General features: G+C 44.1%; 16 protein-coding genes and 1 other annotated feature. All 16 genes read right to left on the bottom strand.

Annotated features, from left to right (window positions below; all coding sequences use genetic code 11):
• Nucleotides 1–13: 13 nt before the first annotated feature.
• The 16 genes from BMW61_RS17900 to BMW61_RS17975 all read right to left on the bottom strand — a co-directional run bounded on the left by BMW61_RS17900 (nt 14) and on the right by BMW61_RS17975 (nt 13,909).
• Complete coding sequence (locus BMW61_RS17900) at nt 14–1,267, bottom strand: coproporphyrinogen-III oxidase family protein (protein ID WP_091824786.1); 1,254 nt, start codon at nt 1,265–1,267, stop codon at nt 14–16.
• 11 nt (nt 1,268–1,278) lie between these two features.
• Nucleotides 1,279–2,181 (bottom strand): radical SAM protein, encoded by a 903-nt coding sequence (locus BMW61_RS17905; protein ID WP_091824788.1) that lies wholly within the window; start codon nt 2,179–2,181, stop codon nt 1,279–1,281.
• A gap of 327 nt (nt 2,182–2,508) precedes the next feature.
• Nucleotides 2,509–3,693: a glycerate kinase family protein gene (locus BMW61_RS17910; RefSeq protein WP_091824792.1), complete on the bottom strand. Its 1,185-nt coding sequence runs from the start codon at nt 3,691–3,693 to the stop codon at nt 2,509–2,511.
• Entirely contained in the window at nt 3,690–4,595 is a 906-nt protein-coding gene (locus BMW61_RS17915; protein WP_022762156.1) for a metallophosphoesterase family protein, read from the bottom strand. The genes BMW61_RS17910 and BMW61_RS17915 overlap by 4 nt, the downstream gene beginning before the upstream one ends.
• 56 nt (nt 4,596–4,651) lie before the next feature.
• Nucleotides 4,652–5,326, bottom strand: a complete 675-nt coding sequence (locus tag BMW61_RS17920; protein WP_242876793.1) for an HAD family hydrolase — start codon at nt 5,324–5,326, stop codon at nt 4,652–4,654.
• Between the two features lie 94 nt (nt 5,327–5,420).
• Nucleotides 5,421–5,765 carry a phenylpyruvate tautomerase MIF-related protein gene (locus BMW61_RS17925; protein ID WP_091824794.1) on the bottom strand — a complete coding sequence of 115 codons (345 nt, stop codon included), beginning with the start codon at nt 5,763–5,765 and terminating at the stop codon, nt 5,421–5,423.
• A gap of 19 nt (nt 5,766–5,784) precedes the next feature.
• Nucleotides 5,785–6,516 carry a hypothetical protein gene (locus BMW61_RS17930; RefSeq protein WP_091824797.1) on the bottom strand — a complete coding sequence of 244 codons (732 nt, stop codon included), beginning with the start codon at nt 6,514–6,516 and terminating at the stop codon, nt 5,785–5,787.
• Nucleotides 6,513–7,187, bottom strand: coding sequence for an ATP-binding cassette domain-containing protein (locus BMW61_RS17935; RefSeq protein ID WP_049946104.1), 675 nt, complete (start codon nt 7,185–7,187; stop codon nt 6,513–6,515). The genes BMW61_RS17930 and BMW61_RS17935 overlap by 4 nt, the downstream gene beginning before the upstream one ends.
• Nucleotides 7,188–7,233: 46 nt before the next feature.
• Entirely contained in the window at nt 7,234–7,716 is a 483-nt protein-coding gene (locus BMW61_RS17940; RefSeq protein WP_242876795.1) for a GNAT family N-acetyltransferase, read from the bottom strand.
• A 68-nt stretch (nt 7,717–7,784) separates the two neighbouring features.
• Complete coding sequence (locus BMW61_RS17945; RefSeq protein ID WP_022762162.1) at nt 7,785–8,339, bottom strand: NAD(P)H-dependent oxidoreductase; 555 nt, start codon at nt 8,337–8,339, stop codon at nt 7,785–7,787.
• Nucleotides 8,336–8,965, bottom strand: a complete 630-nt coding sequence (locus BMW61_RS17950) for a 5' nucleotidase, NT5C type (RefSeq protein ID WP_242876798.1) — start codon at nt 8,963–8,965, stop codon at nt 8,336–8,338. Before BMW61_RS17950 ends, BMW61_RS17945 begins: the two co-directional genes overlap by 4 nt.
• Before the next feature lie 68 nt (nt 8,966–9,033).
• On the bottom strand, nt 9,034–9,747 hold the full coding sequence (locus BMW61_RS17955; protein WP_091824803.1) for a hypothetical protein: 714 nt from the start codon (nt 9,745–9,747) through the stop codon (nt 9,034–9,036).
• Nucleotides 9,748–9,750: 3 nt separating this feature from the next.
• Nucleotides 9,751–10,431, bottom strand: a complete 681-nt coding sequence (locus tag BMW61_RS17960) for a fluoroquinolone export ABC transporter permease subunit (protein WP_091824806.1) — start codon at nt 10,429–10,431, stop codon at nt 9,751–9,753.
• Between the two features lie 12 nt (nt 10,432–10,443).
• Nucleotides 10,444–11,292 carry an ABC transporter ATP-binding protein gene (locus BMW61_RS17965; RefSeq protein WP_091824828.1) on the bottom strand — a complete coding sequence of 283 codons (849 nt, stop codon included), beginning with the start codon at nt 11,290–11,292 and terminating at the stop codon, nt 10,444–10,446.
• 76 nt (nt 11,293–11,368) lie between these two features.
• Complete coding sequence (locus BMW61_RS17970; protein WP_022762167.1) at nt 11,369–11,995, bottom strand: TetR/AcrR family transcriptional regulator; 627 nt, start codon at nt 11,993–11,995, stop codon at nt 11,369–11,371.
• A 168-nt stretch (nt 11,996–12,163) separates the two neighbouring features.
• Nucleotides 12,164–13,909: a proline--tRNA ligase gene (locus BMW61_RS17975; protein WP_091824808.1), complete on the bottom strand. Its 1,746-nt coding sequence runs from the start codon at nt 13,907–13,909 to the stop codon at nt 12,164–12,166.
• A 186-nt stretch (nt 13,910–14,095) separates the two neighbouring features.
• Nucleotides 14,096–14,351 (bottom strand) — a binding site (T-box leader).
• Nucleotides 14,352–14,498: the final 147 nt, after the last annotated feature.

Below are 14,498 nucleotides of genomic sequence, written 5' to 3' on the forward strand. Positions count from 1 at the left end.
ATTTTATCAGTGCTTACAACTTCATCCCCGTAGGGAATGCCTCTTTTCGCATAAGTCCCCACATCTTATCGATGTAGGAAAGCGTGTAGTAGTTTTCATAATAATGGAAATAGAAGGCGCCTTTTTTTGTCAGCGTCAGCATACCATTTTCCTCAGTAATATATCCGAATAGCTTCGCCATGAAAATTTCAAAGCCATACATTTTCTTTAAAGGCACTCCGAAGAAATCCTCAAAATCCCTTATATTCACTCTTGTGCTATATGATGTCCAGAACAGGTAATAGACCATGCGCTGTCTTTTCCTGAAACGGATGGTCAATGAAGTCGGAAGTTTTCCCTCTGTTATGCGCTTGCAGTACTCTTTAGTTGAAAAGGTATTAACCTTGAAGCTGTCCTTTAGAAGAGTTGTTGCAGAGCATCCAAAGCCAAGGAAATTCTCCCTGGTCATAGATGAATACTTCGCTTCCTCCTTAGTGGAAAAGGTCCAGATAGAGCTCCTGTAAAATCCCTTTTCCTCGAAATACTCAGTCATCTCATCCATGAGTTCTCGCTTTTGCCGCTTGGGCATCGCCTTGACCGGACTTTTCGTGAAGGTAAAATCAATGAAGGGATAGACTGCCACATGATTGGCTCCGGTCTCAAAGGCCTTATCTATATCTGACTTCAAATCTTCTATTGTCTGCCCGGGAAGTGCAAAAATAAGGTCCATGGAAACAGTATCAAAGGGCACCTCGTCCAGAGCCCTGTTCATTGCATCTATATCAATGCTTTTTCTTCCAAGTACGCTGCCGTATTTTTCCAGAAAGGATTGTATTCCTATGCTGATTCTTGTGACACCGGCTTCCTTCAATTTTCTTAGCGTTTGAGGTTCTACATTATCCGGATGAAGTTCTAAGCCAATTCCGTCCGTTATTACGAAGTGCTCCTTAAGAGCACCTATTATGTCGCCAATTCTGTCTGCTGCGAGCGCGGGTGTTCCACCTCCGAAATAGAGGCTGGTCACTGTCTTCTTTTCCTTATACCTGCTGCCCACAAGATGTATCTCTTTGATGAGAGCATCTATGTACTCACTCATTTTGTTCTCATCATAAATCTCTTTGCAGTAGGGACAGAAGTTGCAAATGGATCTGCAAAACGGAATGTGCACGTAGAGCCCCAATTGCTCGGCTTTTCCGTAATCCAGTTCGTTGTCGTATTCATTGGTAAAAGTAAATGGTTCAAGACTTCTGGTAAACCACATCCTTGTAAGTTCAGTTTTAAAGCTCATATAAAATCCTATTACACGTATTTCAAGTAAGTTCTAAACATCTCAAAAATAACTCTTAAGTTGCCGCCAAACAAAAGTGTGTACTCGGCAACGAAGAAGTAGCCGCACTCATCGCAAAGTCCGGGCACATCGATGCATCGTCCGCACACTGATATCTTGCCGTTTTCGATTACAAGGCACTGCGCACAGGGTGTGGGAAAGCTGTTGTTTATGACGTACGGAAATGCGCTCTTTAAATTAAAGACCGGAACTCCCTCATCCATCATCTGCGATATAACCTCGCAGCACTTAGCCTTCTCTTCCTTAGACAGCGCAAGCTCCCTCGTATCGGGATAGGGCGTATGGAAATTGAAGGACACTGCACGGACATTTTTCATGTCTCTTGCTGTATAGCAGACGTCTCGAATAGCATCCTTATTTATCTGATTGACCGCCATGTAAAAACAGATGTTGTCCGAAGTCGCATTTTTAATATTCTCCATGATGGTATCGTAGGTGTCGCCTCTGACCGCGTTATGTCTCTCCCTGTCTCCGTCAAGACTTAGCAGTATCAGGTCCGCCTCCGGAAGATCAATCGGAAATGTCCCATTCGTAACCACATTTACTATGAGAAAACCCATGGCTTTAGCTTCATGAACAAGGTCTTTTATAGTCCTATCGCCATCTCTCCAGATAAAGGTCTCGCCTCCGCAGAAAAAGAGGATTTTTACGCCCATATCAAAGAGCTGCTTCATCTCACCTTTTATCTGTTCATAGGGATGCATCACCGCCGTTATGTTGTTTACCGAGCAGTGCTTGCACTTTAAGTTGCACTTATCTGTAACTATAACCGTCCCCAGGATTGGATCCTTTTTCTTAAATAATACTGTCTTTACTCCAAACCGCATAAGCGGCCAAAATGCTGATGCTTTCATGTCCTCCCCACCTTGCGTGCTTATGTGCTTATTCTTCTTTAGTGGTGTTTTCTGCGCTTTTAGCTTTTCTTTTCATTTCACAGATGCGTTTTGGGGATAGTATCTGTGTTTTTTACTTTTCTTTCCATTTCACAGATGCTTTATAGGACAGCTTCTGTGTTTTTAAAATTTCTTTCTGTTTCACAGATAGTCCTCTAGAGCAACGTCTGTGTTTTTCCCAGTTTTCTTCAAAACACAGATACACTCATAATAATCATCAAATCACCTTCTGTGCTTTTTACATTTATCTCGATTTCGCAGAAGTATACCTCAAAGTCACCATCAAACCTAACGCGAAATCACCTTGCAACGCGTACTTACCTCATAAAGTGATATCACCTGCTTAGCCGCAGCTTCCATATTCTTCATGGCAGTCTCTTTCTGCATTGCTTCTTCAAGCGTCGTGACACCTCTGACTATAGGAAAATAGGCATCAATTCCGGCTTTGTTGCAGGCAGCGGCGTCCTCTGTAACACCGCCCGCAAAGGCGATCACAGTCTTACCGTATTTTTTTGCAAGCGCTGCCACACCGACAGGTGCCTTTCCCATCGCTGTCTGCGCATCGAGCATGCCCTCACCTGTTACGACGAGGTCTGCATCTTTTATATATTCCGCAAGCTTCGTCTCCTCCAGAACAAGCTCAATTCCGGGCTTCAGCGTAGCATTTGTAAAAACAAGAAAGGCAAAGCCCATTCCGCCGGCTGCTCCGGTCCCAGGATATTCAGCATCTGCACTAGTCCCCTGACACTTAGCATCTGCAGGGTATTTTGCCATAGCCAACCTTGCATAGTTCTCAAGCCACTTGTCCATATCCCCTATCATCTCAGGGGTTGCACCCTTCTGAGGTCCGTATATTGCACTGCAGCCGTTTGGTCCGCATAGCGGATTTTTCACATCACAGGCAACCAGAAATTCGCAGTCCTTAAGTTCCGGAAGTACATGCTCATCCGAAATTTCTGCAAGGTCTTTAAGGCCCTTTGCTCCGAGGGCTATCGGCTCTCCTTTTTTATCAAGAAATTCGTAGCCAAGGGCTGAAAGCATTCCTGTTCCTCCGTCGTTTGTGGCGCTTCCGCCGATTCCGACTATGAATCTCCTGCATCCCTTGCCGATTGCATCTCTTATCACTTCTCCGACGCCGTAGGTCGTAGTATCAAGCGGACTCAGCTCACTCTCTGAAAGCAGCGTAATGCCTGCTGCTCCGCTCATTTCAATTACTGCCAGCTTTTTCTCACTTATAATTCCGTAATCGCAAATGACTGGTTTACCTAAAGGTCCTGACACAGTCACTGATATCCGCTGTCCGTTCATGCCTTCTATAAGGGCGTCCACAGTTCCTTCGCCGCCATCCGCAAGAGGTCTGACTATAACTTCTATGTCTGGATCAACTTTCCTCGCTCCTTTTGCAAAGGCATTTCCTGCCTCGATTGAGGACATGCTCCCTTTAAAGGAATCTATGGCTGTCACTATTTTCATAAAGCCTCCTCCCGGTAATCCGGAATATTAAATTCCTCTGCCGCAAGTGCAAAATACTTCTCGTCAATCTCCGGCCACACGGTCTGTTCTCCGGCTTCCTCCGAGAGCTTTGCTGCCAGCGCTACCATCTCCGCTGCGCGGTCCTCTCCGGTTAAAAGGATCTTGATGTTGCAATTGATGAACCATTTTCCTTTCTCAAGAAGTCCAAATGAAACCATGTCGTGAACCACTTTTTTATTGTCATAAGGTATCTTCAGAAATGTCGGCTTCCATACAACTTTGCCATCAGATAGCTCGTCCTCCAGGATCATGCACTGAGCAAATCCTGCATCATTTATGGATATTCCGATGCATCCCGAGTTCATATAATGCTTGTCTTTGTAAACATATTCTCCGGGGAAATGGGTGTGCGCACATATCATGTAATCGCACGGAATCTTATCGAGCCAGGACCTTGCTTCATCACTTCCAAGCTGTATGAGTTCCCTGGAACTTACCGGCGATCCGTGACAGCACCTAATTGTGGGATAGCCGTTTTTTTCATAATCGAAAGTAATTGGTAATTTACTGAAAAAATCCAGGTCCTCATCAGTCAATTGTTCATAGGTAAAAAGCAGATTCCCACTTGCAGAATTGTATCTCCAAAACTGATCTCGCCTGCCTTCTTTTAGTACCTTCTGCTGCCCGAGCATGTACTCTTCTCTGTTCCCCCTTAGAAGGTGGCATGTATGCGAGCCGATAAACTCGTAGAGACAGTCCATTGTTTCCCTGGTGTAGGGTGTGTCAGACACATAGTCGCCAAGGAAAATATATTCATCGCAGCCTTCCTTCTCCAAATACTTTATGCATTCCTTAAAGGCCACTATATTGCTGTGTATATCGGATAAGATTCCGATTTTCATGGGAACCTCCTTCCCCTCATCCGGCGCTTCGCGCCACCTTCCCCCCAGGGGGAAGGCTAATTCTGAGAAAAATAAATAATCACGTCGTTCAAACTATCGAGCACTGCTTCCGAAAGCTGTTTCATCTCATCGTCCGCAGGCAGAAGATCCGGAACCATTATCGGCCGAAGCCCGCCTCTGTGAGCGGCTCTTATGCCGTTGAAGGAGTCCTCGATCGCATAGGCATTTTCCGGTGCGACGCCTATTTTCTCACAGGCGAGCAGAAAAATGTCAGGCTCAGGCTTACTCTTTGAAACCATATCTCCCGTAACTATCTCATCAAAATAGTCCAGAATTTTCGCATCCCTTAGCTGGTTAACTACGGTCTGCCTTCTGGTTGATGATGCAAGGGCAATCTTTTTCCCATTATTCTTCAAAAAATCCAAAATCTCAAAAACTCCGCTTTTCATCGGGAGTCTTCCGCCATCATATTTTTCATGGTACATCTTCGAAGCTTCCTTCGCGTACTCATCATAAGGAAAATCCGGTCCATAGGCGTTCATCATAATTTCTCTTGTCTTTGCATCATTTGTGCCGGTGCACTCAAGATAAGGCTTCTCAATCCCTTCAATCCCGTACTTCTCAGCCAGCTCTATCCAACAATACATTGTTGCTCTCTCGGAGTCGAAGATGACTCCGTCCATATCAAAAACTATCGCATCAAATTTTTTCATAGCTGCAATATCGCCCATTTCATCTCCTCCGCAAAAGTTTTTTCACATAGATACTATATTAAAATAAAAGGAGCGCATGCACAATGCGCTCCTTAAGCATCCTCACTCTCTATCAGAAATTGTTTCCGTTCCATCCCCAATCATCCGATCCGAAATAGCGGATGTACATATGATCAGGCGCTACCCCAAGAATGTCGCCGTATATTCCGGTCAGTTCCTTTGTCATCTTCCCATAGGTATCCGGAGATGCATTTCCGTAAATCTTAACCTCAATGAATGCGATAGATGCAGAATCATCTCCCCTGAAGTACATCGGAATATCACCTTCAATGGCCAGCATGAGCCAGCTCTCGCTCTTTCCGGGGATGATTGAGATTGCCTTTCCAAGACGCTCTTTGAGCTGAACTTCTTTTTCTTTTGATACTGTTACATTTGTTTTTGTTGAAATAAATGGCATGACTTTTTCCTCCTATATATTAAAATCTGAACTTCTTAATTCCCAATAACTTGATTTTCAATAGCATAACCACCAGAAAATAGCCCACCATATGAATGCAGATCAGTAGCATACCTGCAGGACTGAATATATCAGAATCTCCCACAAGCTTGAAGCTGTCCATAATCGGCGGAAGAAGTATGCAAGGCACCTTAAGAATCGGATAATTGTCAATCAGTCCGAGTTTGCATATCGCCAGAACCGACACGAATATTGCTCCTATTATGGAATCTCTTCTCTTTGTAAAAATTCTCGGATGAAAAAAGTCCCCGACTTCCATACCTGCAAGTCCGCTCACAAAGATAATCAGGCCGCCGAATATCACATCAAAAGCGGTCATGTTTCTTGTGAAAAAATTGTTGTCCGAAAGATATCTTATAATCGGATATCCAAGCAATATCAGCGTATAAATGCAGTTAATTCCATACATTATAAGTTCTCTTGAAAGGTAGTAACTTTTTCCGGACTCGCAGTGCAAAAGAAGCGTTTCTTCAAAGACATCATTTTCTTTTGCCTGGAGCGTCATGGAAATAAATACGCCAATGATGTAGATAAAAAATGACGACATCAAAAAACTGCTGCAGATAAACACAGGCGTTACGGAATACATAGCTCCGATAAAAATCGCAGTTGCAACCGTAGGGATAACAAGGACTGAATTTTTAGCAAGGAGTTTGCGCCTTATATTGCAAAGGCTAAGTAATGTTTTCATACCTCACTCCCTCCTACAACTTTCGGCCTGTCATTCGCCACATCCGCTGACGCCTCTACAAGCTTTCCTCGGTCTATCATATAAACCTTATCCGACAATTCATCAACAAGTCTCTGCTCATGGCAGGACATGAAAACAGTAACTCCCTGCTTTCTGAGTTCATTTATCTTAGCTATGAAAACCTCCTGCGAATCCGTATCCTGTCCTGAAAGAGGCTCATCAAGCAAAAGAACATCGTGCTTTTTAATAATAGCCTGAATGACACCTACCTTTTGAAGGCTACCCTTTGAAAGCTTATCAAGCCTTGTATGTATCATCGATTCCAAAAAGAAATCATTTATCAGATGCATCACCTCTCCGGAGTCCACACCTTCCATAGCGGCTATGCCATTTAAATAGTCAAGCATCTCTATTTCCATTCCGGGAAATTTCTCGGGTACATATGAAAATCGGAGTTTTTGATGATAATTCACAGCCCCGCCGCTAAGTGAGATAAGCCCTGCAAGCACCTTTAACATCGTACTTTTCCCGCAGCCGTTGTGTCCAATAAATGCGACAGACTCCCCCCTGACAAACGAAAGTGAAATGCCATCCAGCACCGTGTTTCCGGCATATATTTTAGTCGCATTTTCAAGAGTTATGATTTTTTCACTATCCTGCTTGTAAGCCATCCGTTCTCCTTTTTTCATACACATCCCGAAACTTCTAAGCCTTCTATTACAACGCCTTCTCGTAGCACAGGAAGTCCTGATCGTACATGAAGCATTCGCCGACAACATTAAAATCAAAAACCGAGTAGCAACGTATAGCTTTTACATTGTACTTATTCACAAGAAAATGGATGCTCTTGTAGCCACGCGCCTTGAGTTCATCCATACCGCGCTGCATCAGCTTTCTTGCAATTCCCTTACCCTGCATAGACGGATCCACCGCAACACGTGCAAGCTCTCCCCCGGGAAAAAGTTCTTTATTCCAACATTCCAGGCTATCCACAGCTTCGTCTACTTCAAGAGAAATTGCAGCAATTACCTTATTGTCTTCTTTTATAATAAACAGAGCATCTCTGGACAGATCAAAGTCAATCGTTTCATTCGACGGATAATCCTCATCCCACGCACAAAACTCCCTGCCCTTTTGCATCTCATATAAAGCCAGTATCTGCTCTCTGTCGTTCTCCGTTGCGAGTTCAATTTCCCCCACTTTATTACCTCCACATCAAAACCTTTTTCTCAACCTTACGGCATTCTTATTAGTATAGTTCAAACTTTTCACACTGAAATGGAAGCAATCGCCTCGTTCATAATTGCATCGACGTCTGCTCCCAGAACGTCGAGTCCGCTGGCCTTTATAAGGCTCACGTCCTTAATTCCGTAGTAACTCTCAGCGAGCGCTTTTATATAGCCATAGCCGTATTCATCGGGAACCACAGGGCCGCCGGCTGTTGTAACATAGTATAGTTTGTCAGCCTTACACATTCCCTTGGGCATGCCCTCCGGGGTATATAAAAAGGTGATTCCAAGTACATTTATGGCTTCAATATACTGCTTCAATTTTGCAGGAAAAGACAGATCCCAATAAGGCGCAGCGATAACTATCGTATCCGCCTTGGCAAACTGTCTTGCAAGATCAAACATCTTATCATCGAAAGCGCACTGCTCAATGAGATTTTCTCTCTTAGTCAGATATTCTTCGCTTGTGGTCTCAAAACTGATATCTTCCAGCTTTACATACTTGACCTCTCCCGAGAGTTTTTCCATAAGAGCATCCGCAAGTCTCTTAGTTCTGGAATTTTCACGAACACACGCATCAATGTAAAGAATCATTTTATTCCTCCTTTTCTGATCCGGTCACGAATTATATCCCAGTCGGTGCAGCGATGATAGTTTGCACCGGGAAATTCTGCTTTGCTGTTCCAGGGTCTGTCAAACACCAGGACATTTAGATCCGGCAGATGATCGAAGAATCCGAAAGCCATGGGTGAATCCTCCACCGCATAATCAAAATGCATCTTGTAATAGTCCTCGAGTTCCAGGTTGAACTCACCGCCTTTATAGAAAAAGTCTCTTCCGTATTTATTAAGGAAAAACAGCTTCGGGCGACTTAAATCATGCTCCTCAAGCCACTGTTTTGATGCCTCATAAGCTGCGAAAGGACGGCCTGTAATTACAAAAACTTCATGTCCCTCATCAATTAGTTCATTAAGAACCCTTGATGCTCCGGGCGTCTCTTCATAGGAAAGAAGAATCTCGGGGCGATGTCCCTCCTTCATCAGCTCAGCGTATTCTTCATCATTCAGTGAAAAGGACTCCTGAAGATTAAAGGAATGGAGCTCTTCGTAGGGGACATTTTTCCCAAAAAGTCTGGATGCGATCTCGACAAAAGATTGTGCCGTCTCGCATAGACAATCATCAAAATCTACGTAAATTTTCAGCGGTTCTCTGCTGTACATAATTATCTCCTTTTACCCCTCATCCGTCAGCTACGCTGACACCTTCCCCCTTTCATAGGGGGAAGGCATTATTGAAATTTTCTTCTGAAAAGCTTAAGCAACACCGCGCCCCATATTGCAAAAAGAACAGCTGCAATAAAAAGGCTTACGGGCGTCTCATCCTTCGACCACACACCCACATGATACATGGGAAATGGGATAAACACATATCTGACTGCTCCCTTTATGAAAAACGGAACAAAAAAAGTGATGCCAAACAGGCCGGACAACTTGCCAACTGCCATGCCCTCTACCTTGTTGGAAGATATGACCACAACAAGAAAGGATGTGATTATTCCGCAAAGTGTTGATGAAATAACCATAACAAAAATTACGGGAATACTCAACTTTGTAAGGGCAAATACAGGAAGAATAACCGCTGTCATAGCTCCCGATATCACTCCGGGAAGAAGGATTCTTGAAAAAAGATAACCGTTTTCACCGGGCGGAGTCACCAGTATATATTTTGCGATCCCGTCGTCGATTTCTCCAAGAACCACAAGTCCTCCTATGAAGGCAAACATCATACCCGTGAGAATTGCAAGGAGCCAACTGAAAAAATCATAGTAAGGCACAAGAAAGCTGCCATAACCAAATCCTGTAAGAATCTTTTCCTCAAAAAGCGGTACTCCGAATCTGAAGATACTCCCCACCAAAAAGGGTGCGATGACCAGCATGATCATCATCATATCGCGGGTTATCTGTTTTACCATAAAGCCGAACATCTTACATGTAGCACTCATAGTTTATTCTCCAACATTCTTATACATTCTAATGACGCATCTTTGTGCGATAAGATACAGAACTCCAATCCACGCAGCAAGGCTTATCAGTGAAAATGGCAGCATATCGGTATTTCCCTCAATCAGCCTCATAGCGGCGCATCCGGGGTGAATCAGCATCAGCGGATTGTCCCACATAATCCCTGCTCTATACACGATAACAGGCGCAAAACCTATAACTTCAAAGGGCACGGTACCCAGTATGTATTGATTGAGGTTACTGACCTTTGTTCCAACTATAACTCCGCACAGGCTAAAGAGAATCGATCCTGCGAGTATCCCCGCCATACACAAAAACAGGTTATAGGTAGATCCAAAAAGGATCAACACAAGCCCCACAACCAGAGAGATTATCGCAAAGGAAATCACTTTTCCGAAGATATACTCTGTGGGTGTAACCGGCGAAATTACTATTGAGCTTGTGATATGCTGGCTCTTTTCAAGCAGGATCAACGCTCCCATAAAGAACATCCCCATTGCAGCCGGATCCGAATATACGCAGCAGGACACAATGATGTTCCTGATATTTCCTTCAAAGAATGAGAAGATTATCATGTAAATCAGAATTACGAGGACGTACAGAAAATAAAAACCGTACTTCCACTGAAAGATGATGTCACCTTTTATTACATTCGCTTGTCTCATAGTAGTCACCCGTTAGTCCAAATGTGTGCCGGTTATCTCAATAAAAATGTCATTGAGTGTGGGCTCCCCGCTGTGAATCGAGGTTATCCGGTTTTCATCAATAAGCTGCTTTAAAGTCTCGTCGCCACTGATGTCCGAAAGAATCGTGCTCACCATTCGCTCCTGTCCGTTCTCCATATAGGTGTAGGTCACTCTGGCTGCACCGCGACTCATAATGAAATTATGCGGAGTATCCACCGCCTTCATCTGGCCGTCCACGATAAACACCACTCTGTCACAAAGCTCGGTCGCATCCTGCATGTCGTGCGTAGTGAGAATGATGGTCTTACCCCTCTCCTTCTCTTTCCGGATAAGGTCCTTCATAATCTTGGCGTTATTGGGATCAAGGCCGCTGGTGGGCTCATCCAGAAACAGCACGTCCGGATCGTGGATCAGCGACTTGATGAAGTTCAGTCTGGATTTCATGCCCTTGGAAAAAGCTGAAACCTTCTTATCTGCGTGCTCATACAAGCCGACTTCCTTTAGAAGTTCATCGATATCCCTTTTGTTTCCGCTGTAGAGTGACGCGAAGTATTTGAGATTTTCCCTGGCGGAAAGCTTATCAAAAAGGCTCGGGAATTCAAAATCGACACCGATTTTCTCATAAAAATCCTTGCCGTGATTTTTGCTCTCGGTACCTAGAATGCTGGCGCTCCCCTCATAGTTTGTGCATATTCCGGTAAGCACCTTCTGCAGGGTGCTCTTACCTGCACCGGAGGGTCCGAGGAATCCGAAAATTTCTCCCTTATCTACAGAAAAAGTAATGTCCTTCAGAAAGGGAGTTTTACTGTAGCTGAAATAAACATTTCTAACATCAATCACCTTGTTGTCTGTCATAGCCTGATCTCCTCTTTTTTATGCTGTCCTAAAAATCGTACAATTATTTGAATCCTGAGTTTTATTCCAAAATCTGTATAACCAGTCCTTTTACCAGCATGCGCATGCTCTCTCTGAGGTTCTCCTCTCCAATGACATGCTTGTACATAGAACCGAATAAAATCATTGAAAAGGATCCAACAACTGCCTCGACGTCGAGCCCCTTCCTTGCAGCCACTTTTGCTATAATACCTGCTCCCATACGGGTGTCCTGATCCCTGTGGTTTTGAAGCAGATCCTCCGGAAGCTTCGAAAGAACCTGGTTCATCGCCTCAGGCTCAAGCAGTACCTTGAGGCAGGAAGTGGTTGTAATTTCCATCGCCCCGAGGATCACCTCAGCGATCTCATCAATACATTCAGAGAAGGCTCCCTCCTCCTCGGGATCAATATTATGGCTTGCGATTATGGAAAGAAATCCCTTTGTAATATAGTCATCCACCTGCTCATGGAAATCCTGGGCCGCATCGAAAAACAGCACCTCTTTACATGGATAAAAAAGGTAGAATGTTCCCTTTGGAATTCCGGCAAGTTTTACCAACTCATCCACGGTAGTCTTCTTGACACCTTTTTTCATCAGCATCTCATTGGCTGCTTTCTTTAAGCGGATAATGATCTGCTCTCTTTCACTTTCTGTGTAGGTTTTTGGCATATACTTATCCTCTTTTTGACCAAATTTGTATTTTTAGTCATAATAACCCTTCTCACAAATCGATGTCAATACTTTTCTGACTATTTTTATATTTTTAGTCAAATAAATAATTCAGGGCATAAAAATACCCCTTTTACAGGACTATTTTCATCCTGTAAAAGGGGCATTTTATTTTATTCTGCTCTTCACCTTGGAATTAATCTCTTCATAAAGAGAATCCATGAGCTTCTTGGTTTCAGCGATGATATCTTCTTTTTTCACAGAGAGCTGTACGCTCTTATCTCTTGTGCAGAGCTCAATCTCTCCGTTAGCAAGAGCCTTGGGACCAACAATCACGCGAACCGGAACGCCCAGGAGATCTGCATCGGCAAACATGACGCCGGCGCGGACATCTCTGTCATCATAGATAACCTCTACGCCCATGTTTGTGAGTTCCTCATAGATCTTGTCAGCTGCTTCTCTGCAGGCATCGTCATCTCTTCTCATGCAGCAAACATGCACCTTCCAGGGTGCAACAGTGATGGGCCAGATAGGCCCCTTGTCATCGTGGCGGGCTTCCATGATGCTTGCTGCAAGGCGACCAACACCGATTCCGTAGCATCCCATGATGGGTGTCTTGGAACTACCGTCCTCATCCGTATAGGTCATCTTCATGCTGTCTGAGTATTTGGTACCGAGCTGGAAAATATTACCGACCTCAATACCTCTGCTGATTCTTATGGTTTTCTTACCGCAGCAGGGACAGATGTCACCGTCACGAATTTTGCTGACATCAACGTACTCCACATCTCCGATGTCTCTCTTGATGTTAAGGCCTGTGTAGTGATAGTTTGTCTCGTTTCCGCCGCAACACAGGTTCTCGATGCCTTCAAGTGACTTATCATAAACAATCCTGCAATTGCCGTGCTGCTCGTAAGGTCCGCAGAAGCCGGCAACAAGTCCCGATTCCTCAGTGATCTCAGCCGGGTGAACCTCCTCATGAAGGTAGTTTACAAGCTTTGTCTCATTGACCTCGTAGTCTCCGCGAATGAAAACAACTACATACTCGTCAGTCGCATTTATCTGATAAACAACAGCCTTACAGGACTCCTCAACTTTGCTCTTTAGGAAAGCGCATACATCTTCGATGGTCTTGCAATCAGGCGTGTAAACCTTCTTAAGCTCACCTGCAGGTGTGCATCCGGAATTGTCCACTGTTGTCTCCGCAGCTTCCATATTTGCGCTGTAACCGCAGTCATCACACAGTGCAATGGAGTCCTCTCCTGCGTCCGTAAGCAGCATATACTCGTGAGATACGCTTCCTCCTATCATACCTGAATCAGACTTAACCGAGATAACATCAGGAATACCTGCTCTCTCGAAAATTCTGTCATAAGCATTTGCCATTCTGTCATAGTATTTCTCAAGATCTTCCTGAGAAGTATGGAAAGAATAAGCATCCTTCATTGTAAACTCACGTACTCTTATAAGTCCTGCTCTGGGGCGTGCCTCGTCACGATACTTAGTCTGTATCTGATAAAAAGCGAAAGGATAATTTGCATAGGTGCTTCCGTACTCTCTCGCAAGATGGACAGCTGCCTCCTCATGGGTCATACCAAGTACCATAGGAGTATCATTACGATCCTTGAATCTCAAAAGCTCTTCGCCAACGCTCTCATAGCGTCCTGATTCCTCCCAAAGTGCTCCCGGAAGAACCACAGGAAACATGACTTCCTGGCAATCCACACCGTCCATTTCCTCTCTCAGGATCTTCTCGATGTTCTGAGTAACTTTCTTCATGGGCGTGTAAAGTGAAAAAATACCGTTTGATACACGCTTTACATAACCGCCGCGAAGGCTGTAAGTGTGACTGTCAATCACACAGAAAGCGGGCTTTTCCTTGAATCTCACTCCGACTAATTTGCTAAGTTTCATAATAACAACTCCTTTCTTCACTTTGGATGTGAAGCAGACACGGACTCGAAAATGCTTCGCATTTCCTCGTTCGTGTTGCTCGCCATATAAAAGCAAAAACATTTGCATGCAAGCATGCATCTTTTTGCTTTTGCATGGCTCTGCTTCACACGCAAAAGAAAAGTCCTAAGCATACTTTATTTGTACACTTAGGACGAATAATGTTTTTATCCGCGTTACCACCTAAATTCAGGCCTGAAAACCTGCACCTCATTGCAAGCAAGCACTCGCATGTCTATGATCACGGTGACCTCCGTCAGAAGTTTCTGATTCTCTTGAATAAAATCAGTTTTCCCTTCTGCTGCTCCCAGACGGGTTCAATATCCGAAAACCGAAGCCTCTCACCAACCGACTCCTCTCTGAAGGTCTCAAGATACCTACTATTTCTGTTCTTAGCATTTAACTGTTATTTTAATCCATATCAGAAAAAATACAAGCCCTTTTCTCTCGGAATCATGATTGCTTTTTGTTGTGTAGATTACTTACAGAATATCTATATGTTCTCCTGCAAGTGCCTTATTCATGCTTCTAACTGCGCAGAATTTTCCGC

This window comes from Butyrivibrio sp. ob235 (assembly GCF_900109475.1).
Taxonomy (GTDB): domain Bacteria; phylum Bacillota; class Clostridia; order Lachnospirales; family Lachnospiraceae; genus Butyrivibrio.